Here is a 26,385-nt window from a genome sequence, read left to right on the forward strand (position 1 = left end):
ACATATAGAAGATATTGAGTAGATGCGCATTACAGAAAAAATAAACCCAGCAAATAGCTTGTTTGGCAAAATTTTTGTCTGGTTTTGGATAACCGTTGTAAGTATGTTGGTAGGCGCGTTTTTCATTTCGACCTGGCTTAATGGGCAACCGCAAATTGTTGCTGCTGATATGTTGCAATACGAAAGACATCAGCGATTCATACAAAATTTTCAGCGACAGCTTGATAAAGGTGTTCCTATTCATCGAGCATTTAAACGCCTGGGTGGAAAGGGCCGCCCCTTGGCTATCGCTGTCAATCTTGATAGTCGGAAAGTTATCATGAATTTTCCTGCGCCTATGCTTCACGACCCAATGAATGACTATCGTGCATTGTTAAGAGAAATGACTGTGTCTGAGCAAGTTGTCTCCATAAGAACGGGTAACATGGAATTATTTGGTCCGTTTAAAATAACTGGTAACAACAATGAATACGGCGTTTTTTTGGGACGTCTGCTCAAGCGCCATGAACGAACACGTTTGAGTTTTGTCGCAGGTTTGGCGTTGATGCTTACATTGGGGACTGTCTTGTGTTTATTTTTGGCGTGGCGATTGAGCAAACCATTAAAACAGATGCGCTTGACCACACAAAAAATTCAGCAAGGTGATTTAACTTGCAGAGTAAAAGACTATGAACTGCGACAGGATGAAGTGGGTGCACTGGCCAGAGACTTCAATGCGATGACCGATAAGCTAGCCTCTAGTTTAGAGCAACAGCAGCAATTGTTGGGTAACGTATCTCACGAATTGCGTACACCGTTGACCCGCCTGCAACTTGCTATTGCAATGCTGTATGACAAGCTTGGTGATGACCATGCAGATTTACAACGTATCGAAAAAGAAATTTCTGAAATGGATCGCTTGATAGGCGAAGTTTTACGCCTTACGCGCCTGTCATTGCACCAATCAAAAAATGTACACTTTGAAACCATGCGTATAGATAAATTTCTTTATAGGTTGCTGGATGACCTTAAATTTGAATCTCAAGCGAGCGAAATAGCTGTAAAGACGGAGATTGAATCTTCAGCACTTGTTGATATTAATACGGACGCGCTTAAAAGTGCGTTTGAAAATATAACTCGCAATGGGCTGCGTTTTGCAAACTCTATTCTCTACGTTAAGGTGTATGATGTGACGGTTGATACCGTAGCCATTCAAATTTCTGATGATGGGCCAGGTATTCCGGATCTTATATTTGAAAAACTGCTTCAACCTTTTTACTATGTCGCAACGTCAGATATGAATAAGACAAGTGATGAGCATAAGGCTGATACTGACCAAGCGAAACGAAGAGAACATCGGAGTTCAGGTTTAGGTTTGGCCATTGCAAACGCGGCTGTGAAAATGCATAAAGGACGGCTTTTTGAGAAAAAGGCACATAAGGGAGAGCAACTATTGTGCGGATTAAATCTTGTGATTGAACTTCCTCGCTCAAAGGCCGCGTTTAATAAATGACTTGTATTTACCCTCTATTTTATCCCCTAAGTAGTATCAAACATGTTTTATAGTGCAGAAAATAACCTTAATGCTAGTTATTGGGATACATACATTCCATTTGTTGATGAACAAATGACGTCAGGGTATCTAAGAGTGCCGGACGGTGTCGAATTGCACTACCGTTTTTATGTGCCGCAGCACGCAATAGGCTTAGTGCTGGTTATGACCGGTAGAGCCGAATCAACAGACAAATACGCTGAGCTGCTGTTTGAACTTTACCAAAATGATTATGCCGTGGTTATTTATGATCATAGAGGGCAGGGGCGGTCTACACGGCAATGTAAAAATCCGAATATTGGTTACGTCACTGATTTTGAGTACTACGTTCAAGATGCTTCGGCGATTCTTGATCAAGTGATAAAGCCGTTAAATTTACATAATTTACCGCAATTTTTGATTGCGCACTCGATGGGAGCTGCCATTGCGACAAAACTTTTAGTCTTGAGGCAGCAGGAGTTTTCTGCTGCAGCATTAATGGCACCCATGTACGGTATTGCGGCGCCCATTCCCATATGGCTTGGAAAAACGCTTGCGTGGATAAAAATTGCTATAGAAAAAATATGCCGTAAGGACGCTAGCTATTTTATTGGGCAAGGTAATTATTTTCCTGTCGCTTTCGAAAAAAACCATCTAACGCATAGTAAAATTAGATATTCGAAGTTTATTGAGACGCATGCAAAAAGAGCGGAGCTTCAACTAGGGGGAATTAGTCCAAGATGGCTACTTTCGGCTATTGAAGGCATGGAGTCTATTTTCGAAGCGGCGAAAACAGTGTATATTCCCTGCTCAGTTTTCCTCGCAGAAAAAGATACTGTCGTCAGTAAAAGTGCAATTAGGCATGTGGTTAGTGCAATGCGAAATGCTTCTTTATATCAAATGCATGACTCACAGCATGAAATATTGTTTGAGATAGATACCGAACGCAAACAAGCAATGACATCTATTTATGCCTTATTTAATAAGCACACCTTAACGCCGGTCTCTGAATAGCAAAATAAAATAGGCAATCTATGTTAGATGTTGTGTTGTACGAGCCAGAAATCCCCCCAAATACGGGCAATATTGTGCGTCTATGCGCGAATACTGGATACGCCCTACATTTAATTGAACCTTTAGGTTTTGATATAGATGAAAAGAAAGTGCGACGTGCGGGGCTTGATTATCATGAATTTACAAAAGTAAAACGCCATAAATGTCTGGAGGATTACTTTCAATTTGCGTCACCTAAGCGTGTGTTTGCATGCACGACAAAAGGCAAAATATTTCACTCAAATGTCGAATATCAGCCGGGCGATGCCTTACTTTTTGGCCCAGAAACTCGAGGTTTGCCGGTTGATATTATTGAGGCCTTGCCTGAAGAGTGTAGGGTCAGAATTCCTATGGCAGAAGGAAGTCGTAGTATGAATTTATCGAATTCAGTTGCGGTATTTGTCTATGAAAGCTGGCGTCAGTTGGGTTATAAAAATGGCACTTAAGTATGCTTTAATAGGGATAAAACCTGAGCGAAACCTACTGCTCGCTTTTTTGCTCTCTGCCAAGCAATGCTAGCGCGGCTTCTTTAGCCGGCTTTCCATCATATAGTACGGCATAGATTTGTTCGCAAATAGGCATCTCAACTTGTTGTTTTTGAGCGAGTATATGTACTTCTTCAGTATTTCGATAGCCTTCAACTACCTGGCCTATACTATCCATTGCTTCGCTGACAGATAAACCTTGGCCAAGCGCTAAACCAAAACGGCGATTTCTGCTCTGGTTATCTGTACACGTTAAGACCAAATCACCTAAACCAGACATTCCCATAAAAGATTCATAACTCGCGCCTAATGAAACACCCAAGCGGGTTAACTCGGCTAACCCTCGTGTTATTAAGGCTGTTCTGGCATTTGCACCGAAGCCAAGCCCATCACCGAGCCCTGCACCAATAGCGATAACGTTTTTGACCGCGCCACCCAATTGAACACCAACTAAATCATCATTTAGATATACGCGAAAGCCCTTTGGGTTATGTAACATTTGCGAGAACGCAGACGATAAGTCAGAATTTGTACTAGATAGAGTGATTGCAGTAGGTAAACCTGCCGCCATTTCTTTTGCGAAAGTCGGGCCAGACAGCACAGCTTTTGGAGTGTTTGTTCCAATTATTTCATCAAATACATCATGTAATAATCGGCCTGTTTTGGGTTCTAAGCCTTTACTCGCCCAAATAACTTTATGTGCTGGCGTTAAATGAGGTTTAATGTCTATTAAAACGTCTGAGAACGCATGGCTAGGCACTACTACCAATAAATATTGGCTTTGCTGAAGGCAGTCTGTCAGTGACGAATTTGGAAGTAGGCTTTCTGGAAAAGTAAAGCCGGGCAAATACTGCTCATTCGTACGGCTCTGTTGCATAGCTGAAATAGCGGCGTTATCCCTACCCCATAAAAAGGTTTTTACGCCGTTTCTGGCTAAACAAAATGCAAGTGCAGTGCCGTAAGAGCCTGCACCAATAACACTAACCGAAGAAGATTGTTTCAAGTTTTACCCGTTACTAACGCGTCAACGTTGATGCTTAAGCATCTAGTTTTTGCTGTTCGCCTTGTTGTTGCTCAGCCTGACGCTTTTGCATGTATGCGGCAAAAATAGCGTCAAAGTTGACTGGCGCAAGATTTAGTGGCGGAAACGTACCTCTATTCACTAAGTTTGATACAGTTTCACGGGCATATGGGAAAAGCATATTCGGGCAGAAAGAGCCTAGCGTATGTGCCTTGTTTGCTTCTGGCATATCGCCAATCGCAAAAATACCTGCTTGCTGCACTTCACAAAGGAAAGCCGTCTTGCTTTCTACGCTTGCGGTAACAGTAACCGACAATATAACTTCGAACAGGTTTTTTTCTAGTTCTGTTGTTCGTGTGTCGATGTCGAGTTTGACTTCTGGTTTCCATTCTATTTGAAATACTGCAGGAGAATTGGGGGTCTCAAATGAGATGTCTTTTGTGTAAATACGTTGAAGATTAAATTGTACTTCTTGCGGTTGAGCAGGCTGTTGACCCGCAGCACTGTTTTGTTCATCAGCCATGTTAAAGCTTCCTATAAATAAGTGGTGTCTAAAAGAATTATTTTGTACTGTCTATTTGGCGTTATGCACTTAGCAAGCTATCTAATGTGCCTTGACGTTCCAATGCGAATAGGTCATCGCAACCGCCGACGTGGGTATCACCGATAAAAATCTGTGGCACAGTAGAGCCGCCATTTGCACGCTCGATCATGACGTCACGCAATTCAGGATTTTTGTCTATTTCAAAATCAGTATATTCAGCACCTTTTTGTGCCAGTAACGCCTTTGCGCGCTTACAATATGGGCAGTAGCCTTTTGTGTACAATTCTATCTTTGGCATTCGTTAAAACCTTAAATCAATATATTTTACTTCGAAACAGGTAAGCTAGCAGATTGCCAAGCATTCATTCCGCCTTCAAGCACGCTAACATTAGAAAAACCTTGTTTGCTCATCTTGTTTGCCGCGCCAGACGCTAAGTTACCCATTGCACATACCACTATAATGGGTGTGTTTTTATCTTTTTCAAGTTGGCTAAAATTACCCTCTCTAACATCTTCGGGTTTGATTTGTTTAGCGCCGTGTATATGACCGGATTTAAAGTCTTTTTGTGCCCGGATATCTAATATTATTGCGTCTTCCTTATTTATCAATAGGGTCGCTTCGTGATTGTTAACTCGCTTGATTGCAGACAACATGGGCGCAATGAATGAGTATATGAGCATTATGATTAGCGCAACCCAAATACCCGCTAATATAAGATTGTCTTGCGCAAATTCTAGAATATGATCCATCTGAGATGATTCCTGCTACTTCACCAAAATTTTAGTGGCGCAAGTATATAGAAAACGATGAGAAAACTCATCAGATAAATCATGCTTAGTCGCCATTTAGATCCTTTACGCTTTAACTTATTCTGCTTTAATGTTTATAGATCTGTCATTTATTGGTAAATTAGTAATGATCACATTTCAATGTAAACGCTAGGTGTCTATTCGTTGTTGCTGCATATACATGTTTTTGAGGCTGGGTATCAGCAAGCTTAGATGCTCACTAAGGCAATTGAGCAGCAGGCAACAATCGCATAGCTAACGTAAATATAATCCTGGGAATCCAATGAGTTCAAAAAAAACACCATTAGCACTACTTATCCTCGACGGATGGGGATATCGCGAAACGACTGAAAGTAATGCAATCGCCGCGGCAAATACGCCAAATTTAGACCGGCTTGCAAAAGAATACGCCAATACGCTGATTTCTGGTTCTGGTCTTGATGTTGGCCTTCCTCCTGGGCAAATGGGTAATTCTGAAGTTGGGCATGTAAATCTAGGCGCTGGTCGCGTTGTATACCAAGACTTTACTAAAATTACTAAGGCGATTGATGACGGTAGTTTTTACGCTAACGACGTATTGGTAAAAGGTGTCACTCAGGCTGCTGACAATAAGGGTGCTGTGCATATACTTGGCTTGCTATCGGGCGGCGGTGTGCATTCTCATATTGACCATTTATTTGCCGCTGTAAAATTAGCTAAAAAACAAGGTGTTGACAAAGTTTACGTGCACGGCTTTTTAGATGGTCGAGATACGCCACCGCAAAGCGCTATCGATTATGTGAAACAAACCACCGATTTTTGTGCTGAATATGAGGGTGCTGAACTTGCGTCGGTGATTGGGCGTTATTATGCAATGGATAGAGACAACCGTTGGGATAGGGTCCAGCAGGCTTATGACCTTATTGTGTCTGGTATCGCTGAGTTTACTGTGAACGATATGAATGCCGGTATTCAAGCGTCTTATGATAACGATATTTCGGATGAATTTGTTAAACCTACAAAAGTGAGCACTTATGAAGGGATTAACGACGGCGACACTATCTTATTCATGAATTTCCGGGCAGATAGAGCTCGCGAATTATCGCATGCATTGGCAACCCCTAGTTTTAGTGGTTTTGAGCGAATAAAACTAGCTAACACAAATTTTGTAATGTTGACTGAATACGAAACAACACTAAAAGTACCTTGTGCATTCCCCACCGTAAACTTGGTGAATGTATTTGGTCAATGGTTAGCCGATCACGGAAAAACACAGTTGCGTATTTCTGAAACAGAGAAGTTTGCGCATGTCACATTCTTTTTTAGTGGAGGCAAAGAAGATGAATATGCAGGTGAAACACGTAAGCTGATTCCTTCTCCAGATGTTGCCACGTATGATTTACAGCCAGAAATGAACTCAGAATTATTGACCGATGAGTTAGTTGCAGCGATCGAGTCGGGTGATTTCGACGCCATTATATGTAATTACCCGAACGGTGATATGGTGGGGCATACGGGTAATTTTGGTGCTGCCGTTAAAGCCTGTGAAGCCGTTGATGCCTGTATAGGCCGTGTCATTGCCGCTTTGGAAAAAGTGGGGGGAGAATGTCTAATTACCGCTGATCATGGAAATGCAGAACAGATGGTTGATCCGTCAACTGGCGTCAAGCATACTGCTCACACAAGCGAACCTGTTCCGTTCATTTACTTTGGTCGTCATGCCAACATACGTGATAACGGTGTATTGAGTGACGTGGCTCCCACCATGTTACACCTGATGGGGATGGAGCAACCCGCCGAAATGACGGGAACACCAATTGTTACGCTAAAATAGTGACGTAATAATAAGAAAATTAGGTAATTAATGAAAAATCATCAGCACGTAGAGGCGCACTTTTATTCCAAAAAATTGCGTGCTTTGTCAAAAAGCTTTTCTCATGGGCTGATGGTTTTTGTTATTTCTATTGTTTTATCAACCGCAGTATTCGCACAGGATCAACGGGCTGACTTACAAGATATTCAGGCACTTATTGCGCAAACTAAGTCTCAACTAGCTGAAAAACTAGAAGATAGTGAACGAATTCAACAAGAGCTAAAGCTCGCGGAATTGGAAATTGCGGAAGCCGCAACCCAACTCAATCAAACCGATCAATTGTTAAAGCAAACCAGCGCAGATATAAATGCGCTTAAGCAAGAAAAAGCGCAAACTGAAACTCGTATTCAGCGTCAACAGAGTTATCTTGCAAATCAACTTAAAAGTGCCTACATGGCTGGTAGCTATGACTACGCCAAATTGCTTTTTAACCAAGATAAAGCAGGAACATTAGAGCGAGTGCTTACTTACTACCAATATCTTAACAAAGCGCGACAGAAGCAGATCGATGGATTTAAGACACTTATCGACACGCTTGAGAGTGTTACCCTTGAGTTATCAAATAAACAAAATGATTTGCAGAGTCTACAAAAGACGCAGCTTGCGCAAAGTACCAAATTGCGAGACAGGCAACAGGTTCGATTTGAAAAGCTTGCCGTCTTAAACAAACAGATTGAATCTGACCAAGTAAGAGTAAATCGCTTGGAGCAACAAGAAAAAGATTTGCTTAGTGCAATTGAGCGCGCCGAACTTGCCGCACAACGAGCTAAGGCAACATCTAATCTAGACATAGAGTTAACGGGGTTAACTGACAAGCAAGGACAGCTTTTGCTACCGACGTCTGGCCAGGTACAACGTTTGTTTGGTAAACGAAGACAAGGACAAGTTCGATGGAAGGGAGTTGTGTTTCAGACCTCCGCTGGAACGCCTGTATCGGCAGTGGCAGAAGGGCAAGTGTTATACGCAGATTGGCTTAAAGGTTTTGGTTTGGTCGTTATCGTTGATCATGGCGAGGGTTATATGTCGGTATATGGGCGCAATCAAGCGGTACTGAAAAATGTCGGCGACGCGGTACTAGCAGGAGATACAATTAGTCTTGTTGGGACTAGCGGTGGACAAGCTCGTGCAAGCTTGTACTTCGAACTGAGACACAAAGGAAAAGCACTTAACCCAAGCAAATGGCTTAAAAGAGGCTAAGGCGACACATGAAGTCATTAGATGTTTTATTTAGCAATATTGGTGATTCACATTTTTTGCAAAACCAATTTTTTGTAGAAGGTACTATTCTTGGTGCTTGTAGTTGTCCAGAAATTCCTTTACCCGATGATTGGTTGCCATGGACAATATTGCATCACAATAAAATTGAAGATACCGTGCAAGCGGATCGAGTTTTTTCGCAGTTGTTCGAGTATTTTAGGTGTGTTTTGGCGGAAATGCGTAATAACATCTACGCGCCACCAAGGTATTTGCAGTATTCACTAGCGTCGTCAAATCTTGAATTACAAAGTTTTATGCAGGGCCTAATATATGCACATCAACAATGCGAGAGCATATGGCAAAACGCTTGGGCATTAATGCAGGCTAAAAGTGCAGAAAAAGCACCTTCATTATCGAAAGACTTGAAACATTGCATTTTAATGTTTTCCACATTTGCAGATATAAAACAAGCGACGATGCAAGCAGAGCAGAGAAATGAGTCTGCGTTTAGTCAAAATCTTCCGACAATTTCACGTTCAATCCCAGCCGCAATCAGCAAATATTTAGCGATATCTGGAGAGTTAGCAGCCTATTTGCCAAATCAATTTGAAACGTTCGAACAGATACGAGATTAGTTCAGTAGCTCCCCACTTAAAAAGGTTTCACTACTGCCAATAAGATAACAATCAGTAATGCAATTACTGGCGCTTCATTTAAGAATCTGAAAAATTTAGCGCTATGTTTATTTTGGTCTTTGGCAAATACCTTAACAAGGTGCCATAGGTAAAAATGATAGACGTAAAATAGCGATACCAATAACAGTTTTGCATGCAACCATCCGCTGACAGATAGCCACGCCGTGCCATATTGCGCAATGATTAAAACACCTAAGATAAGCGTCAGTAAAGCGAAGGGGGTAACAAAAAGCCACAGCCGCCTTTCCATTATCTTGAATTGGTCCTTAACGGCTTGGTCATTTGTGGAGGCGTGATAAACAAAAAGTCTCGGGAGGTAAAACAGACCTGCCATCCACGCGAGCATGAAAAATATATGGAATGCTTTTAACCAGAGAATGATCATTCTTCCTTCCTAAATATGTATAGCCCTATACTCAACATGCGCTAGTGTTGCCTTCTTAGTAAATATGAGTGCAACATGTTCCAAGTAATTACACCAACAACTCTGGAGGATGCAAGGTTAGTGTTTTGCAACAAATCTTCCGGTAACTCATGAATATTCATATATTGTCGCTCATCACGGCTAGATACCGTCAAATCTAAAATAACCACTGCGCCTTGTCGCCTATCTTGCAGCGCATCATGGACATCTGCCATGGTATGTTGTTGTGTTAACAGGTGCACGTCTTGAGAACTTAGGGTTTGCTCTTTTGTTTGTAAACCATAATCTAAATTCATCCATTTGTATTTTTGTACGTCTTTGCTCGCTTGATGCAATACAATTGTGTTCGGCTCAGCTTGTAGCAGGGATTTGAGCTCGTCGTCTTCTTGCGATACTACCAACTTAAACTTAGTATTCATTGCGGCCAATACGCCAGTCTGTTGCAATAAATCTCGAATTGGCGACGTAGTGTAAGGTAGGCCTTGATATTCCAGTTGCCGAATAAAAATAGAACGGTTGTTAAATATCTGTTTAGACGTTAGAAATGCACTAACAATAACGATAATGGCAGGTAGAATGACGTGTGAATCAGCGGCGAGTTCCATGGACGCAGACAAAGCCGCCATGGGAGCATGTAGCACAGATGCCAAAAAACCCGCTAAGCCTAAAAGGGCATAGGTAGTCGTTAAGTTGGTATCGTAAAAGCCTCTGAGAGGTTCAAATAGGATGACGCCGAGTAACATGCCTATTACCATTACTGCACCAATGATACCCCCCGGAATTCCTAGAGATATCGCAATGATGGCTAGTACAAACTTTGCTATAAATAGATAGACTAAAAATGAAAACGCATAGTCACTCGATAACAAGTTATCTACACTAATAAACTCTGCGCCTAAAGACTCAGGAAAGAAGTATCCCATGATGCCCGTGACCGTGCCAGCTAATATAAGACGATAAAACATGCCTACGCGCCTGAACAAACGCATCAGTAGCATTAACTGGCTATTGAATAGTGCGGCGGCTGTGCCAATACAAATTCCAAATACGATGAGATAAACGAGTTGTACGCCTGAGATAGGTTCAAAGCTTAAAAAGCCTAGTTCAGTCACGTTGCCAAACACTGCACGTGTAACCATTGAACCAACAGCTGCTGCTAACATCACAGGGATAAAAATATGTACTTTGTATTCGCGAAGTACCACTTCCATTACAAAAATTATCGCCGCAAAAGGGGTATTAAATGCCGCAGCAATCCCGCCTGCAATGCCACAACCCGCAAGTATCCTTAAGCTATTAAAAGGTAAATGTAGCCAGCGCCCTAGATAATGACTAGTCGCCGCTGCTAAGTGCACAGTTGGCCCTTCTTTGCCAACGACAAAACCGCTACCGAGAGCTAGTACACCACCAATGAATTGGTTGATAGAATTTCGCAGTGGGATGTGACCGTAGTAAATTTTTAAACGATGTATGACAAAAGGAATGCCCATTCGGTAATGCTTAAAGCCTGTAAGGCGTGCCACAAAAAATATAATGAAGGCTGCAAAAATAGGGAGTACTAATCGATTCCAATCAGACGTTTCAATATAACTGCCGACATTCCCAATTAATGAATATTGCCATAGGCCTATCAATGCTCTAAACACGACCACGACGGTCGCCGCCATTAAACCGCCAGCCAACCCAATCAAGCACAGTTGAATTGATGTGCTAGGAATTGACAGTATTTGGCGTAAAGACTGAAGCGACATTGATGTAAAGCCTGCTATTCTATGTTATTCGTTTGATTTTTATACCGTGTAGGGAAACAGATGTGTAGTCGTCTACATGAAGCCCTAATTTTCTTTAGATAATAAATGTATACTACCATAGAGAATTAGTGTTGGAGATTTTTGTTGCAAATAAATAAGTATAAACAACAAGTTGGATTTGTCCGCTTTTATGGAACGGTATTATTTGTCATTGCCTTAAGTTTTTGGGCTGGGTATGAAATTGCCACGACTAATCACACAAATGCACTTGAAGAAGTCGCGATGATCAACCAATCGATGGATAATTTGATGGAGGATAATCAGCGTCTTAATTCCGCGCTAAATAAGCGCAAGATTGAATTGGATGTTCAGCGCCTGACGAATGAAAAAACACAATTAGAAATACGTGAACTATTAAAGAATGAAACGGCGCTCAAACAACAAATTTCTTTTTATCAACGAGTGATGGCGCCAGAAACTACTCAAGATGGTTTTGTGGTAGAGCGAGTAGAAATAAATGCAACACAAAGTACTAACAATTTCGAAATGAAGCTAATGCTATTACAGCATGAAAATATCAAAGCGGTAATCAAAGGCACCTTGAATATTCAATTGGTGGGAAGCTTGAATGATGAGCCAAAAAGCTATGCAATCGATGATTTGCAAAATGTACCTAAAAACAGTTTAGACTTTGGATTCAAGTATTTTCAAGTATTAGTACTCAACGTCACACTGCCAGAAGGCTTTGAACCTGCAAGGCTTGAAATCTCTACCGATGTCTATAAATATAAGCGAAAGCGCGGTAGTTATAGCAGCACCGTGGATTGGAGCGACGCCTATGCGAGTGAAGAGCGAATACTTGATTAAAATACTCAGGTATTAGATAATCTATCCCTAGTAAATGATCGTCCTGGCACTTGAAGTTGAAACAGTGTCAGTTTTGTTGAGGTAAATAAACAGCATGTCAGTAGAATCAGTAGTGCCGATTGAGTTTTCGGATGCGGCAGCGCAAAAGGTGAAAACACTTATTGCGGAAGAAGAGAATCCTGCGCTTAAACTAAGAGTGTATGTGACGGGAGGCGGTTGTTCTGGGTTTCAATATGGTTTCACATTCGATGAAAAAGTAAATGAAGGTGATATGACAATTGAAAAAGATACTGTAACACTGCTTGTTGATTCGATGAGCCTTCAATATCTTGTTGGCGGCACTGTTGATTACACTGAAGGCTTAGAGGGCGCAAGGTTTTTTGTGAATAACCCAAATGCATCAACCACTTGTGGTTGCGGTGCAAGTTTCAGTATTTAGCGTTCTTTTTGTAAGAATCTCAGGCATATCGAGTCATCGTTTTCTTGATGGCTCTCTAGTTTTCAATTTTTCATATAAGCCTTTCTTTTTTTGGTAAGACTTCTACCTCCATTATCTCCTTATGTTATAAAGACGTTAATTTTATCTAACATGATAAGTGCGCTGTACTACTTGTATGCTGCAATAACGTTGTATGTTGCAATAACGTTGGTTGTTATCAAATCAGTGCATCCATTTTAGTGTAGTGAGTTTATTCATGCGTTTTTGAGGTATTGCAATGTATAAAGTATTTTCGAACGCTGCAAAGGTTTTAGGTTCTATAGGGTTTATGTTTGCTGTTTCTGCAACATGGGCAAATGATGGTAGCGACTCGCTTCGTGATTTAGCAAATGACGAAAGTGCGCTACAACAGGGTAAAAAGCTTTATCAACAAGTGTGTGCATCATGTCATGCAAGAGATCTCAGTGGATCTGTTGGCTTCAATTTGAAGGATGGAGAATGGGTGCATGGCGAGGCACCAACAAAGATTTTATCAAATATTAAAAAGGGGTTCATGAATGCTGGGATGCCAGGTTTTGGTTCTGTGTATACTGAACCTCAACTGAAATCCATAGTGGCCTACATATTGTCGGAAAGGGAGGGGTTTGCAGACCTCTCTTACAAAATTTACGCGATGGAAACGCCGGAAGATAAAGTCGTGACGTCAGAAAAGCTAATCAAGTCTGGAGAACTACCTAACAATTTCGCTGATTTTCGTTTGCCTGAGGTTGAAAATTATAGGATTGAGTTTGAAGGCGATTTTTATGCCCCGAGGGATGAAGTATCAAAAATTTGGGCGCAATGGGGGAAACCACTTGATATCGTTGTCGAAGTCGATGGCGAAGCGGTTGCTAAAGGTGGAAACCCTTGGGTGCCTACATGGACATTAAAACCTGGGAAGCAACGTTTAAAGCTCATTTATCATTCAGGGACTAATCGACCAAATCAACGCGATCTTATTTTGATCGTGACGAATGAAGACATGAGTATCAAATTATTCCCTATTTCTACCCGCGCTAGACAAGCAATGTCTGATAATAAAATTGAGATTATTGCGACTGGGAAAACACTTGTTCAACGGAAAAAAGTATTGGGCGTACCGTCTTACTCCGTGTCAGTCGGTACTCCAAATAATATTAATTATGCCTTTAACACACGGACTTGCTCTGTTGTTGCGATGTGGCAAGGGGATATGTTAAACGTTGGGCCGAATGTATCAGGGAGAGGTCAAGATGGTAGCTTAGTGCTAGGGGAATTTTTGTTTAAACATCCTCAAACCTTAGATGTAGCAACAGGCAGTGACGGTAAATGTCGTTATCAAGGGTATAAAATGCAAAGTGGTGACCCTATTTTCACTTATAAATTAAATGACACTCAATATACATTAACGCCTATCGCCGTTAACAACAAACAAATTGACTTTACATACACTATCGAAGCGAATGAGATGCTAAATCTTAATCTGCCTTTTGGCGAAGGTTTTGAATGGTTTGTATCTGACCAACGAGCCGATGTGGAATATTTACAAGTGTCTCCAGATAGCAGTGGTAAGTTGACTGTTTCAGCCAGATTAGATTAGGAAGTAAGTGCATATGATTTTTTATATTCGACGATTTTGTGCGATTTCTCTCGCACTTACATGTTTCGGCCATCTAAGTGTTTCGGCGCAACAGGCGCCAGAACATAAATACAAGCCTGATGGTTACTCAATAGTGACTATTGAAACGCCAAAAGATGTGCGTTTTCACGCCACCGGTTTAGATACAGACAAACATGGTATTGTTTATGTCGCTACGCGTTTTGGTGATGTTTGGCGTTTTGAAAATAACGAATGGACGAAGTTTGCTGAAGGCTTGCATGAGGCAACAGGGATACTCATTGATGATGACGGTAGCGTTGTGGTGGCACACAAACCCGAGCTGACAAGGCTAATTGATGCCAATGAAGATGGTGTTGCAGATGAATATCAATATCTTTCAGGTGGTTGGGATTTTCACGACAATTACCATGAGTTTACGTTTGGCCCCGTAAAAACCGGTAATGGTAGCTATTATGGTACTTTGAACTTAAGCCACAATGACCCAAATGCGTTCAAAATGGGTGCAATGGGATCCTCAGGAGGCTATCGCGGGTTTGCGTTTGAAGTTAATGCAAAAGGCGAGTTTTCACCTTTTGCATGGGGGCTTCGTTCACCTGCAGGTATCGGCGCTAGTCCAACTGGAGAATTGTTCTTTACAGACAATCAAGGTGACTGGGTACCTACGTCTAAACTACATTTGCTCAAGAAGGGTAAATTCTATGGACACCCTGTCTCATTAATTGAGGTCGACGGTTTTACGAAGGAAAGTATTCAGGCGCTCTCGCTGGATGCACTAGAAGAAATGAGCGAAACGCCAGTGGTGTGGATCCCCCATGGTGAAGTCGCCAGTTCTCCTGGGAACCCAGAATGGGATACGACAGCGGGAAGTTTTGGTCCCTTTAAAAATCAAATATTCATTGGCGATCAGACACAGTCAAATATCTTCCGTGTCCTTCTAGACAAAGTAAATGGCGAATATCAAGGGGCTGTGATCAATTTCATGAATAAATTCCAGAGTGGTAATATTCGTCTGGATTTTGATAAAAAAGGTCAACTGTGGGTTGGACAAACGGCTCGCGGTTGGGGGGCTAAAGGGGGTAAACCTTTCGGTCTACAAAAAGTTGTATGGGATGGGACAAATCCATTTGAGTTACTAGATATTAAGCTGACAAAATCAGGTTTTTCCTTGTCCTTTACTGACGAACTTGATGCATCGTCTGTTGTAAAAGCTAGCCTTTCTGCCCAGCAGTGGGGATATAAGTATTCCGGTAATTATGGTTCGCCTAAGATTGACTTGAAGTCACTCGATATTGCGTCGGTTACTTTGCAGGCAGACGGTAAGACGATTGATATTACCTTGCCACTTATGGCAAAGCAGGTCATTCAGATTGATTTTACTGGCCTTCGTGATAAAAGCGGTAGAAGCGTGAGTGTAGACAAGGTGTATTATACGCTAAATCAACTTATTAGTGCGCAGTAGTGGCTTAATTCACCGGGTTTTCGCCTTATAATTGGGATAAGCGTGAGGCACTGACTTGAGCAATTAGTACGCGCTAATTCGTAGAAAAGTGAATTTCAGCGCGTATTGCAATACCAACGGATGTTCTGAAGTCTTCTTCTCGGAGCCACAATAAAAATGGCTCTACTTCTAAAAAGAGCCAGTCTCTTAAGACTTGACGTTTATATCGGAAGCTGACAAGCATCTGCTCGGTGCGGTAACTGGGTTTTGACAAGCCATCTATCATCGCCGTAAACAGGTAGCTTGTTTCATTTTTGGCCAAATATATATATTGAAATTCGTGACGCCAAAACCAATCATCTGTTTTGTCTCTGAAATTGAAACTGTTGTTAATTTCAAATGCAGAATTGTTGGTCAGTTCTACACCTAACTCACCGTTTAACTCAAAACCGAGTTTATCTCGTGAATAATAATTAGTTTCAGCAAAATAAAAGAAGTCGACACCATCACTCAGGTGATAGACATCGCTGTACCTAGCCCTTGTATACAGCTGACTACCGCGGCCAAAGCCAATTCGGTAGCGCATATTGTCACTTTCTTCTTTTTTAAATTGTAACGCAACAACGGCTTGGTCATTTGCGCCGAGCTCCCTATTTCTTGCGGCCTTTACATTCTGTCCATTAACGTCATCTTCCTCATCTGAGAACAATAATTCTACTCGGTCTTCAAAGGCTGGAAATTTAGCACGTATCCTAAAGCGAAAGTCAGACTCTGCCCAGTCTCTGCTGCGAGGTTCCCATCCAAACCTCAGTCTTCCTTTAGTGGTCGCAGTATTATTGATGTCGTATATATCATTTACTTTGAATAGATTGTTTACGCTATTCGCCGTGCTATCAATGCCGTAATTAAGATAGCAATATGCGTTATCAATCCAATTTTGTTCTAAGCAGTATTTGTAATTTTCGATGTCATTGCGAGGTTTGTCTTGTGTGTTGACGTCAGCTTTTGGTTGTTGGGCGAAGAGAAAACAAGCGCTCAAAAACACGACACGCAGACATAAACTGAAGCTTTTATTATGAGCTCGCTGCTGTTTTGTTTGTGTTCGTATTTTAGTCGTTTTCGTCAAATGCAATAATTATGTCCGCTATACAAGTAAATGCAATGATATTCATTTGATTATGGGTATAATACGAACACATACGCGTTTGTATTACAAATGTTCCAGCAATATTTGGTAAAAGGAAAATCTATGTCATTCAGTGTTTGGGAAATTATTATCGTTTTAGCAATCGTTATTTTGTTATTCGGTACTAAAAAGTTACGTAATGTGGGTTCTGATTTAGGCACGGCACTTAAAGGCTTTAAGAAAGCGATGAATGAAGATGAGCCGAAGAAAGATGCGGACTTTGACGCGGTGGAAAGTAAAACAGAAACATCTGTAGAAAGTGAGTCTCAAACAAAAGAAAAAGTAAAAGATTAAGTTAGATGTTTGATATTGGCTTTTGGGAACTATTGATTATTGGCATTGTAGCATTGGTTGTATTGGGACCAGAGCGACTACCCAGTGCTATTCGTTCCACAATGGAAACTGTGCGAAGTGTTAAAAATATGGCGAATGGCTTTAAACAAGAAGTCTCTCATCAGTTAAAAACCCATGAATTGCACGAGCATTTGAGAAAAGCTGAGCAAGAAGGTTTGTCGCAAGTCGGTGATGACGTCAAACAAAGTATCGCAGAGCTAAAAGCCGCTGCGGCCTCTGTTCAAAGCCCATATAAAGCTGGCAACGAAGGCCAGAGTATTGGCAGTTTTGATGACCATGCTCATCATGACGGAGATACAGACGAACATCTGAATAAGCAAAATATCCAGAACCGTGGTGATGTTGAAGCGCAAGATGAAATAAGTTCATTGGAAGAAAAGAAACCCACAGATGTCTGAACCAAGTAGTTTAATATCTCATTTGATCGAATTAAGAAACAGGTTACTTAAAGCGGTTATTGCCGTCTTGCTTGTCTTTTTAGCGCTGTTTTATTTTGCGCAAGAAATATATGCGTATATTGCTACGCCACTTTTAGCAACTATGCCTGACGGTGCAAGTATGATAGCGACAGATGTTGCCTCGCCATTTTTAGCGCCGTTTAAACTAACATTGGTACTTGCCTTTTTTATCGCTATCCCAGTTGTGCTATATCAAGTTTGGGCGTTTATCGCGCCAGGTTTATACAAAAATGAGAAAAAATTAGTTGCGCCATTATTAATTAGTTCTACGCTTTTGTTTTATGCGGGCATGGCGTTTGCCTATTTTGTTGTATTTCCCCTCGCATTCATGTTTTTTAACAGTGTCGCGCCAGATGGTGTAATTATCAGCACGGATATTTCAAGCTACTTAAATTTTGTATTGAAAATTTTCTTTGCTTTTGGTTTAGCATTTGAAATACCGGTGGCTATCATACTCATGTGTTGGACTGGTATGACGACGGCAAGCAGTCTGCGAAAAAAACGTCCATTTGTCGTTGTAGGTGTTTTTGTCGTGGGTATGTTACTGACGCCACCAGACATAATATCTCAGGTGCTTTTGGCTATCCCTATGTGGTTCTTATATGAAGTCGGTATTATCGTGGGGGGCATTTATTCTCGGCAGTCACAAGATGACGATGATTACGATGCAACAGCAAGTGAAGATGCTGATGAGTCCCGCGGTGAATCGACAGATTTACAAAACAAATAGTGTACTTAACTAGGGGTTGTTGATCTTTGCAACTTGGCGCTGCAAATACTTAGAACAAAGGGCAATACATTTTAGGGAGAATATATGAAAGGCTTGGCGCTATCCGTTGTTTTAGTTACGTCACTTTTTGCAAGTGAAATCGATGCAAATGATGACAAACAACAACTTCCAACTCCTCAAGATTGCAGCAAAATTGTCAGCGATACTCAACGGCTTAATTGTTATGACAATTTTTTCAAACAGGCTGTTCCATTGGCCTCAGTAGATACCTCATCACCTAAATCGATAGTGATTGAGCAGGAAAACACAGAAAAGCAAGTTGAAATTAACCAAAGTGATACAGTGAAAACGGATGTTTTTGGTGTTGAGAATTTAAGAAATGAAGACAAAAAGCAAATGTCTTCTGTCTCTGATACTGTGATTTCGATAAAGAAAAATAAATTAGGCATACGTCGCTTTACATTGAAAAATGGCCAAGTTTGGCGCGAAACAGAAACAAGTCGATTGAAAATTGCAATCAATGAGATAGTCGTTATCAATAAAGGCGCCTTTTCGTCGTTCTATTTAACAACCGAAAAGTCCAACCGTCGTGTGCGAGTTAAGCGAATAAAGTAGTATGTTTGACGCAGGTGTGAACCTATTGGATAGGCGCTTTGATCCCGTCGAAGTGATACATAATGCAGCAGAAGCAGGGCTTACCGGCATGCTGATTATTTCGAGTGACATAGAAGAGTCAGACAAAGCGAGGCAGTTTTGTCATCAATATAATGGCAAACCTATACAACTGAGATATACCGCAGGTGTTCATCCACATGCCGCGAGTACATGGACAAATAAATCTTTTGATCAACTTCGGCTATTAGCCGCCGATAAGCTATGTGCGGCGATTGGTGAATGTGGACTTGATTTTAATCGGAACTTTTCGACACCTGAAGAGCAAAAGTACGCATTTTTGCAACAGCTCAAGATTGCTGAAGTATGTAATATGGGTCTGTATTTACATGAACGTGACGCATTTGCTACGCAGGTGGATATGCTACAAAAATATGCGGAAAATGCAAAATTTAAAGTAGCACATTGTTTTACCGGAGGGATTGACAACATTAAGACATATTTAGCATTAGATTGTTTTATTGGCATTACCGGTTGGCTGTGTGATCCAAAGAGGGCAGCAGAGCTGCGTGAAGCGGTTTCTCAATTACCGTTAAACAGGCTACTATTGGAAACTGATGCACCTTATTTGTTTCCTAAAAATATCAGGCCGCGAGCAAAAAACAATGAGCCCAAGCTTTTAAATGCAATTGCAATAATGCTGTCTGAACTCATAAATGTTGATATAGTCGAAATACAGCGCTGTAGCGCTGCGAATGCGCAACGACTTTTCTTATCCAAATGAGGCATTGAATGGACGTATCAACGCTGATACCAAAAAATAAAAGTTATTGGATAGCTGGAATTGTTGCTGTTTTTGCTCTAAGTTTGTTGGTACTTACTACTACTCTCACAGACAAAGGCGATTTAAAAAGCATTAAGGTCAATGCCGACTATTTGCTTGAGTACGGCGATGCCATATCGATCACTAAAGTGGTAAGTGACAATGAACTTAAATGGCTCTCTTTTGATACCTTAAATTCAGGTTTGTCTGAATACCCTCATTGGTTTAAATCAACGGCTAACGTTCCTTTTCCATTCGAAAGTTATTTGCTCGAAATAAATTATGGCTTGCTAGACCAAATAGACGTTTGGTTTGTTGACCCTGCAAGCGAAGAGGTGCTGGGCACCTATGCGGCAGGGGATCGTTTACCTTTCACTCATCGCCCGATTCAAAATGAAAAATTTTTATTCCCTGTGCCAAAAGGCAAAGAGAGTTTCGACATTTACGTAAGGGTTAAAAGTGATGGACCAATAAAAGTACCGATGCGTATTTGGAAAAAATCCGATTTTGTTGAATACAGTGGTTCGCACAATTTATTCATGGGTTTATTCTTTGGCTATATGCTTGCGATGGCATTAAGTAATTTATTTATCTATGCGACGACAAGAAATTTCACTTTCGCAATATATACCGGCTATGTGGTTTGCTTAGCATCGGTGGTTGCTACATTACATGGCGTAGGTTTTAGATATTTTTGGAGTGAAAGTGTGTGGTTTCAAGAGCGGGCTATTGCGTTCTTCGCCTGCGCGACGCTTGTTTTAATTATTCAATTTTCCCTTGAAATTTTGACCTTGAAGAAGCATAGCCCAAAGGCTTTCAAGGTGCTCAATGGCATAAAATACGTGTTCATTTTACTATTTTTTGCCTCGGCTATTTTGCCTTATACACTTGTTTTAAAAGCAATTTTGTTGATGAATGCTTTAGCAATGCCCATCATTTTGGCATCTGGCGTTTTGCTATCCATAAATGGCAATGTTATCGCGCGATATTTTACTGCCGCGTGGGCGGTGTTGTTAGTGAGTGGCATAACAGCAACAGTAGAAAACTTAGGCCTATTTGAATTATCTATCGATGCGAGCTATTTATTGATGGTAGGGGCTATCGTTGAAACTATGTTATTGGCCTTAGCATTAGCCATCAGTTTTAGTGGACAATTTAAAGATGCAGAAACGGCAAGGGCACTTGCGATTGAAAATGAACGGCAAGCCATTGCGGCCAAAGATGAGCTATTTAAGGTACAGGAAGAAGCCAAAAAGGCGCTCGAATATAGTGTAGAAGAACGCACGCTTGAGTTAGAAATAGCCTTACGCGAACTGTCTGATGCGAATAGAGAGCTTGAGCGTTTAAGTGCGATAGACCCATTAACCGGTTTAATGAATCGACGTTATTTTGACAAACGTTTACGAGCCGAAATTCGTAGAAGTCGTCGTGAGCGCACAGCAATCACTATTGCTATTTTGGATATAGATTTCTTTAAGAAAGTAAACGATAAATACGGGCATTTGGCTGGAGATGAGTGTTTAAAGTCATTCTCTGCTACCTTGCAAGAAGTGATAAAGCGCCCGGCTGACGTAATTTGCCGGTTTGGTGGTGAAGAGTTCGTTGTTATATTGCCAAATACTGAGCTTGAAGGTGGCTATAAATTAATGCAACGAGTTCGTAAGACCGTTGAAAGCAAGGTCATTCCTTTTGAAAACGACGAAATTAACATCACAGTAAGTATAGGAGTTACATCTAGAGTCATAAGCTCCGAAGATGAGCAAGAAGTACTCATCGCCTTCGCCGATAAGTTGTTGTATCAAGCTAAGCAAGAAGGCCGAAATAAAGTCGTTACCGACACATATTAGATTGCGAATGCTAGCACCAAAAAGTCACGTTCTTTACAATCGCGTATTACAGTCCTTTGTAAAGCATAAGAATCAATATATCCTTGCGTCTTTCGTCGCTTTGACCTTGTATGTGCTGTTTTTTATAACGACTAATTTATCTGATATTGAAGACCAACATAAACCCTACAGTGAAGTATTTTACCTTTCAAATGAAGTGCTTAGTGACGATGTCTATGCCATAAAAACGCTTGATGGGCATCATTGGGAGTTGAGGGATAACCTCAATTTTGGTATGACAGATAAAGTTATATGGATAAAAGTCAAAGTTAATCCTAAACAGACAACAATAAGCCGCATAATTCGGTTTCAAGATCCTCTGGTCAATGTGTTAAACGTATGGGTGTTTGAATCTGGCTCAAACAAATTGTTTAATCAATTAGATGCCGGTGACGCGAGTCCCTTCAATCAACGAGATATCGAAAATGGTTCCTTTTTGGTTGATATCGGTGATTCAAGCAGACCGTTAGACATATACATACGAGCACAAACAAATTTAGGTATGAACCTTTCTTTTAGCTTTTGGCGTGCGTCGGATTTTATTGCATACAATAGTGACTTGACGTTGTTTTACGGCGGCGTATTTGGTTACGCCTTTGCTATATTTTTCTTTAGTTTGATGATGTATGCCACAACACAAAACATTGAATATGTTTTTTACAGCGGTTATGTTGCGTCTTTTTCAATTCATTTAGCCGCGGTCACTGGATTTGGTTTTCAATATATTTGGCCTAATGCTCCAAATTTCCAGCAACTAGTCGCGACACTTTCGTTTAACCTAACGTTCTTCTTTATTGTGCTGTTTACGCGTCACTTTGTTTTATATGTTGGAAATAAAGAATATGCGTCGTTGAAAAACAGTTGGCAGGCTAAGGTATTTACGTTTATTGCGTTCACCTACGTTGCGTTGATTTTTGCCAGTGCCATATGGCAGACAACCTTTTTGTTACAGCTGAGCATACTGCTCTTGAATGTCTCTATATTTGGGGTCGTTTACATTTGTTTTACCTTGGCTAGGCAGGGGTTTAAAAACGCCAACTTTTTTGTTTGGGTATGGTTTGGTATTTTTATCACCGTCTTACTGGTAACACTGAATCGTTTGATTTTGAATGCGGTTGGATTGGATCCAACATTCATCCTTATCATTGGTTTTTTCTTTGAAACTTTGGTTATTGGGGCGGCACTGGTACTTATTTATAACCGGAATAAAAATAGGGCTACGCGTGATAAGTTATTGGCAATAAAAGACGAACGGAAAATGTTATCTGCCAAAGATGAACTCTTAGCGCTTCAGGCTGACGCAAAACAAAAGCTCGAATTAGAAGTAAAACAGCAAACTGCGCGCTTAGAGTCAGCACTAAAAGATCTCTCTAAGGCAAGTAAAGATTTAAAGCAGCTAAGAAATGTTGATAGCTTAACGTCCTTACCTAATCGTTTTATGTTCGAAGAATTAGTACAAAAGAATATTGTAGTTTCTGTCCGTACTCGCTGCCCAATTGCTATTGCCGTAATCGATATTGATTGTTTTAAGGCAATTAATGACGAGTATGGACATATTGGCGGTGATGAAGTGCTAAAGCATTTTGCACAATTGCTGTTAGCGCTTAGCGAGATACATGGTTTTGATGTTTGTCGATTTGGTGGGGAAGAGTTTGTCGTTCTTGCTGTAAATTTTGATAATAATAAATTACTGAATGTAATCGATCGTTTTCGGCTAGATTATGCTAAATCAAAAATTCATATTGGTGATCAATACCTATACTCTTCGTTTAGTGCTGGTATTTCATCTGCTCCGCTAGATAGTCAGAAAGCTTATTTAACATTGCTTGGCGAAGCAGATAAATTGCTATATCGAGCAAAGCAAAAGGGTCGCAATCGCGTACTTGCTACTGCATAATATACATTATTACGCTCATTTAAAGGTACACATATGTTTCCTTATCATAGACCAAGACGACTTAGACGCAGTGCAGCTATTCGTGATTTAGTGGCTGAAAATGCTCTCAGCACACACGATTTGATTTTTCCTATGTTTGTATTAGAGGGTGAAAATCGAACAGAAGATATTACGTCGATGCCCGGTATCAAGCGTTATAGCATTGACCGATTAGAAGACGAAGTGAACGAGTGCATTTTGCTTGGCATAACGAGATTTGCCTTATTTCCTGTAGTATCTGAGTCAAAGAAATCGCTTATGGCTGAAGAAGCTTATAATCCAGAAGGGCTTGCGCAAACTGCCATTAGCCGTTTGAAATCACGCTTTGGCGATAGTATTGTACTGATTGCGGATGTTGCACTAGATCCTTTCACAACACATGGCCAAGATGGGGTTATCGACGCCGCAGGCTATGTTATCAATGATACTACAATGGAAGTGTTAGTTAAGCAGGCGTTAAGTCAAGCGCAAGCCGGGGTCGATATTGTTGCGCCATCCGATATGATGGATGGTCGAGTAGGCGCTATTCGTGAAGAACTAGAAGCCAATGGTTTTAGTAATACTTGTATAATGGCTTACTCTGCCAAATACGCGTCTAACTACTATGGCCCCTTCAGAGACGCTGTTGGCTCTGCGGGTAATTTGAAAGGCGCTGATAAGAAAACGTATCAGATGAACTCAGCTAACAGTGATGAAGCAATACATGAAATTGGCTTAGATATAGAAGAAGGGGCTGACATGGTCATGGTCAAGCCTGGTATGCCATATTTAGACATTGTATTGCGTTGTAAAGAAGAGTTTAGAGTGCCCACCTTTGCGTATCAAGTGAGTGGAGAATATGCAATGCATAAGGCCGCTTTTGCGAATGGTTGGTTATCTGAAGACAAGGTCATTTTGGAATCTCTGCTTTCGTTTAAGCGGGCGGGTGCAGATGGTATTTTAACTTATTTTGCTAAGGATGCGGCTAAGCTTCTCAAATGCTAACCAACCGCCATCCTAAATGATTGATCATTTGCGTTTATGTGTTGAGATTTAGCTGCAAATTATCGATTAATCTTGTTTTACCCAAGAATGCCGCAGCTAATATGACTAAGTGCTGATCTTCATGGCTTGGCGGCATGAGCGTTTCTGCACAGCATATTTCCAAATAATCCGGTTTAAAACCGAGTGTAACCAAGTTGGATTTAGTTGCGGATAATAGCGAGGAATAATCTTTTCGGCCACTTTGGATTGCCGAAGCAATATTCGTAATTTCTTGGTATAACTTGGGCGCAACGCGTTTTTCATCTTCCGTTAAGTATTGATTGCGTGAGCTGAGGGCTAAACCTTCAGTATCGCGCTGCGTTGGTACACCATGAATACTTAGGTTCATTGAGAGATCGGTTACCATTGCTTTAATGACTTGCAGTTGTTGAAAGTCCTTTTCACCAAAATACGCTTGATTTGGTTGTACCATGTTAAACAGCTTACAAACAATTGTTGCTACGCCTCTGAAGTGTCCAGGCCTGCTAGCACCGCATATCATATAGGATATGCCGGGGACTTCAACGAACGTCTGTTGTTCTAATCCTCTGGGATAAATATCGTCGTTGTTTGGCAGAAATAACAAATCGACACCTAGTGCGGTAAGTTTTTCGATATCTTGTTCTAGGGTTCGAGGATAAGCGTCTAAATCTTCATCTGGTCCAAATTGAAGTGGATTGACAAAAATAGAAGCAACTACCTTTTCTGCGTTTGCTTTAGCTTGTGTTACCAATGATAGGTGCCCTTCATGCAGATTTCCCATGGTTGGGACAAAGGCAATTGTCGTTTTTGATACTTGCCAAGCGCGGCGTATTTCTCTTAGATGATTAATATCAGTGACTATTTCCATTTCAACTACTCAAATGAATGCTCAGGTCCGGGGAAGCTACCATTTTTTACTTCCTCAATGTATTGGTGAACAGAAGACGAAATGTCTTTATTTTGTGCCAAGTAATTTTTTGAAAATTTAGGCATATAGTTCGCGCTTATCCCAAACATATCATGCATCACCAGTATCTGCCCGTCGGTTTCTGGCCCTGCACCAATGCCGATGACTGGGATATCCAATTTGGCACTAATGAGTTGCGCTAACGCACTAGGTATACACTCAAGCACTAATAGTTGAATGCCTGCTTCTTGCAAATCAATAGCGGCTGAGAGCATTTCTTCTGCTTTATCACTCGTTCTGCCTTGTACTTTAAACCCTCCAAATACATTGACAGACTGAGGCGTAAGCCCTAAATGGCCGCAGACAGGAATTCCACGTTCAACTAATCCTTTTACACTCTCCAACAACCATTTGCCACCTTCGACCTTTACCATATTTGCACCGCATGACATCAGTTTGCTGGCATTTAGGTATGTTTGTTCAGGGGTTGCATAACTCATGAAAGGCATATCGGCGACAATGAGTGTTCTTTCAACGCCGTTCTTTACACTTTTTACGTGGTAGGCAACTTCTTCAACAGTAACACCTAATGTACTATCTTCACCCTTTAGTACCATGCCCAGCGAATCACCAATAAGCAGCAGGTCTATACCACAAGTATCAAACAATTTTGCGAAACTGGCGTCGTACGCAGTTAAACAAGCAATTTTTTCTTTTTCTTGTTTCATTTTAATGAGCGTTGATATTGTTACTTTTTTCATCATGTACTCGTGTCATATTTGTG

At 41.0% G+C, this 26,385-nt stretch carries 26 protein-coding genes and 1 pseudogene; 18 read left to right on the forward strand and 9 right to left on the reverse strand.

Features of this window, described 5'->3' with window-relative positions:
* The first annotated feature begins 22 nt into the window (after nucleotides 1-22).
* From QQK00_RS16355 to trmL, 3 genes are read left to right on the forward strand one after another with little or no spacing between them, the layout of a single operon-like run.
* The gene (locus tag QQK00_RS16355; RefSeq protein WP_284218749.1) at nucleotides 23-1,492 is read left to right on the forward strand and encodes a HAMP domain-containing protein; all 1,470 of its coding nucleotides are present in this window, start codon (nucleotides 23-25) and stop codon (nucleotides 1,490-1,492) included.
* Between the two features lie 42 nt (nucleotides 1,493-1,534).
* Nucleotides 1,535-2,524, forward strand: coding sequence for an alpha/beta fold hydrolase (locus tag QQK00_RS16360; RefSeq protein ID WP_284218750.1), 990 nt, complete (start codon nucleotides 1,535-1,537; stop codon nucleotides 2,522-2,524).
* Between the two features lie 20 nt (nucleotides 2,525-2,544).
* Nucleotides 2,545-3,009: a tRNA (uridine(34)/cytosine(34)/5-carboxymethylaminomethyluridine(34)-2'-O)-methyltransferase TrmL gene (trmL, locus tag QQK00_RS16365; protein WP_284218751.1), complete on the forward strand. Its 465-nt coding sequence runs from the start codon at nucleotides 2,545-2,547 to the stop codon at nucleotides 3,007-3,009.
* 34 nt (nucleotides 3,010-3,043) lie between these two features.
* Here the strand turns inward: trmL and gpsA are convergent, their stop codons facing one another.
* The 4 genes from gpsA to QQK00_RS16385 all read right to left on the reverse strand — a co-directional run bounded on the left by gpsA (nucleotide 3,044) and on the right by QQK00_RS16385 (nucleotide 5,363).
* Nucleotides 3,044-4,051 (reverse strand): NAD(P)H-dependent glycerol-3-phosphate dehydrogenase, encoded by a 1,008-nt coding sequence (gene gpsA, locus QQK00_RS16370; protein WP_284218752.1) that lies wholly within the window; start codon nucleotides 4,049-4,051, stop codon nucleotides 3,044-3,046.
* A 34-nt stretch (nucleotides 4,052-4,085) separates the two neighbouring features.
* Complete coding sequence (secB, locus tag QQK00_RS16375) at nucleotides 4,086-4,592, reverse strand: protein-export chaperone SecB (RefSeq protein ID WP_284218753.1); 507 nt, start codon at nucleotides 4,590-4,592, stop codon at nucleotides 4,086-4,088.
* A 61-nt stretch (nucleotides 4,593-4,653) separates the two neighbouring features.
* Nucleotides 4,654-4,911 (reverse strand): glutaredoxin 3, encoded by a 258-nt coding sequence (grxC, locus tag QQK00_RS16380; RefSeq protein ID WP_284218754.1) that lies wholly within the window; start codon nucleotides 4,909-4,911, stop codon nucleotides 4,654-4,656.
* Between the two features lie 26 nt (nucleotides 4,912-4,937).
* A complete protein-coding gene (locus tag QQK00_RS16385; protein ID WP_284218755.1) occupies nucleotides 4,938-5,363 on the reverse strand; it encodes a rhodanese-like domain-containing protein in 426 nt (141 codons plus the stop codon).
* Nucleotides 5,364-5,685: 322 nt separating this feature from the next.
* Here QQK00_RS16385 and gpmI point away from each other — a divergent pair, with 322 nt between their 5' ends.
* From gpmI to QQK00_RS16400, 3 genes are read left to right on the forward strand one after another with little or no spacing between them, the layout of a single operon-like run.
* The gene (gene gpmI / locus QQK00_RS16390) at nucleotides 5,686-7,215 is read left to right on the forward strand and encodes a 2,3-bisphosphoglycerate-independent phosphoglycerate mutase (RefSeq protein ID WP_284218756.1); all 1,530 of its coding nucleotides are present in this window, start codon (nucleotides 5,686-5,688) and stop codon (nucleotides 7,213-7,215) included.
* 30 nt (nucleotides 7,216-7,245) lie between these two features.
* The gene (locus QQK00_RS16395) at nucleotides 7,246-8,451 is read left to right on the forward strand and encodes a murein hydrolase activator EnvC family protein (RefSeq protein WP_284218757.1); all 1,206 of its coding nucleotides are present in this window, start codon (nucleotides 7,246-7,248) and stop codon (nucleotides 8,449-8,451) included.
* Between the two features lie 8 nt (nucleotides 8,452-8,459).
* A complete protein-coding gene (locus QQK00_RS16400; protein ID WP_284218758.1) occupies nucleotides 8,460-9,086 on the forward strand; it encodes a UPF0149 family protein in 627 nt (208 codons plus the stop codon).
* Nucleotides 9,087-9,102: 16 nt separating this feature from the next.
* Here the strand turns inward: QQK00_RS16400 and hemJ are convergent, their stop codons facing one another.
* Nucleotides 9,103-9,531 (reverse strand): protoporphyrinogen oxidase HemJ, encoded by a 429-nt coding sequence (gene hemJ, locus QQK00_RS16405; protein WP_284218759.1) that lies wholly within the window; start codon nucleotides 9,529-9,531, stop codon nucleotides 9,103-9,105.
* A 41-nt stretch (nucleotides 9,532-9,572) separates the two neighbouring features.
* Nucleotides 9,573-11,321 (reverse strand): chloride channel protein, encoded by a 1,749-nt coding sequence (locus QQK00_RS16410; protein ID WP_284218760.1) that lies wholly within the window; start codon nucleotides 11,319-11,321, stop codon nucleotides 9,573-9,575.
* 144 nt (nucleotides 11,322-11,465) lie between these two features.
* Between QQK00_RS16410 and QQK00_RS16415 the strand changes: the two genes are divergently transcribed.
* The 4 genes from QQK00_RS16415 (at nucleotide 11,466) to QQK00_RS16430 (ending at nucleotide 15,725) form a co-directional block, all read left to right on the forward strand.
* Nucleotides 11,466-12,188 (forward strand): DUF6776 family protein, encoded by a 723-nt coding sequence (locus QQK00_RS16415; protein WP_284218761.1) that lies wholly within the window; start codon nucleotides 11,466-11,468, stop codon nucleotides 12,186-12,188.
* A gap of 94 nt (nucleotides 12,189-12,282) precedes the next feature.
* Complete coding sequence (gene erpA, locus QQK00_RS16420) at nucleotides 12,283-12,627, forward strand: iron-sulfur cluster insertion protein ErpA (RefSeq protein ID WP_284218762.1); 345 nt, start codon at nucleotides 12,283-12,285, stop codon at nucleotides 12,625-12,627.
* Between the two features lie 277 nt (nucleotides 12,628-12,904).
* Nucleotides 12,905-14,245 carry a c-type cytochrome gene (locus tag QQK00_RS16425; protein ID WP_284218763.1) on the forward strand — a complete coding sequence of 447 codons (1,341 nt, stop codon included), beginning with the start codon at nucleotides 12,905-12,907 and terminating at the stop codon, nucleotides 14,243-14,245.
* Between the two features lie 13 nt (nucleotides 14,246-14,258).
* Nucleotides 14,259-15,725: a DUF7133 domain-containing protein gene (locus QQK00_RS16430; RefSeq protein WP_284218764.1), complete on the forward strand. Its 1,467-nt coding sequence runs from the start codon at nucleotides 14,259-14,261 to the stop codon at nucleotides 15,723-15,725.
* Nucleotides 15,726-15,798: 73 nt separating this feature from the next.
* Here the strand turns inward: QQK00_RS16430 and QQK00_RS16435 are convergent, their stop codons facing one another.
* Nucleotides 15,799-16,830, reverse strand: a complete 1,032-nt coding sequence (locus QQK00_RS16435; protein WP_284218765.1) for a hypothetical protein — start codon at nucleotides 16,828-16,830, stop codon at nucleotides 15,799-15,801.
* Between the two features lie 123 nt (nucleotides 16,831-16,953).
* Here QQK00_RS16435 and tatA point away from each other — a divergent pair, with 123 nt between their 5' ends.
* The 8 genes and pseudogenes from tatA to hemB all read left to right on the forward strand — a co-directional run bounded on the left by tatA (nucleotide 16,954) and on the right by hemB (nucleotide 24,673).
* Nucleotides 16,954-17,184, forward strand: coding sequence for a Sec-independent protein translocase subunit TatA (gene tatA, locus QQK00_RS16440; RefSeq protein WP_284218766.1), 231 nt, complete (start codon nucleotides 16,954-16,956; stop codon nucleotides 17,182-17,184).
* A gap of 5 nt (nucleotides 17,185-17,189) precedes the next feature.
* Nucleotides 17,190-17,480 (forward strand): annotated as a pseudogene (gene tatB, locus QQK00_RS20450) (Sec-independent protein translocase protein TatB); the annotation flags it as partial.
* 154 nt (nucleotides 17,481-17,634) lie between these two features.
* Nucleotides 17,635-18,432, forward strand: coding sequence for a twin-arginine translocase subunit TatC (gene tatC / locus QQK00_RS16450; RefSeq protein ID WP_284218768.1), 798 nt, complete (start codon nucleotides 17,635-17,637; stop codon nucleotides 18,430-18,432).
* An 84-nt stretch (nucleotides 18,433-18,516) separates the two neighbouring features.
* Nucleotides 18,517-19,047 (forward strand): hypothetical protein, encoded by a 531-nt coding sequence (locus QQK00_RS16455; RefSeq protein WP_284218769.1) that lies wholly within the window; start codon nucleotides 18,517-18,519, stop codon nucleotides 19,045-19,047.
* A 1-nt stretch (nucleotide 19,048) separates the two neighbouring features.
* A complete protein-coding gene (locus tag QQK00_RS16460) occupies nucleotides 19,049-19,828 on the forward strand; it encodes a TatD family hydrolase (protein ID WP_284218770.1) in 780 nt (259 codons plus the stop codon).
* A gap of 8 nt (nucleotides 19,829-19,836) precedes the next feature.
* Complete coding sequence (locus QQK00_RS16465) at nucleotides 19,837-21,714, forward strand: sensor domain-containing diguanylate cyclase (protein ID WP_284218771.1); 1,878 nt, start codon at nucleotides 19,837-19,839, stop codon at nucleotides 21,712-21,714.
* Nucleotides 21,715-21,721: 7 nt separating this feature from the next.
* Nucleotides 21,722-23,650 (forward strand): sensor domain-containing diguanylate cyclase, encoded by a 1,929-nt coding sequence (locus QQK00_RS16470; protein WP_284218772.1) that lies wholly within the window; start codon nucleotides 21,722-21,724, stop codon nucleotides 23,648-23,650.
* 33 nt (nucleotides 23,651-23,683) lie between these two features.
* Nucleotides 23,684-24,673 (forward strand): porphobilinogen synthase, encoded by a 990-nt coding sequence (hemB, locus tag QQK00_RS16475; RefSeq protein ID WP_284218773.1) that lies wholly within the window; start codon nucleotides 23,684-23,686, stop codon nucleotides 24,671-24,673.
* Nucleotides 24,674-24,707: 34 nt separating this feature from the next.
* Here hemB and panC read toward each other — a convergent pair whose 3' ends face one another.
* Nucleotides 24,708-25,562, reverse strand: a complete 855-nt coding sequence (gene panC / locus QQK00_RS16480) for a pantoate--beta-alanine ligase (protein WP_284218774.1) — start codon at nucleotides 25,560-25,562, stop codon at nucleotides 24,708-24,710.
* Between the two features lie 5 nt (nucleotides 25,563-25,567).
* The gene (panB, locus tag QQK00_RS16485; protein ID WP_284218775.1) at nucleotides 25,568-26,362 is read right to left on the reverse strand and encodes a 3-methyl-2-oxobutanoate hydroxymethyltransferase; all 795 of its coding nucleotides are present in this window, start codon (nucleotides 26,360-26,362) and stop codon (nucleotides 25,568-25,570) included.
* Nucleotides 26,363-26,385: the final 23 nt, after the last annotated feature.

This window comes from Agaribacter marinus, from assembly GCF_030160655.1.
Lineage (GTDB): Bacteria > Pseudomonadota > Gammaproteobacteria > Enterobacterales > Alteromonadaceae > Glaciecola > Glaciecola marina.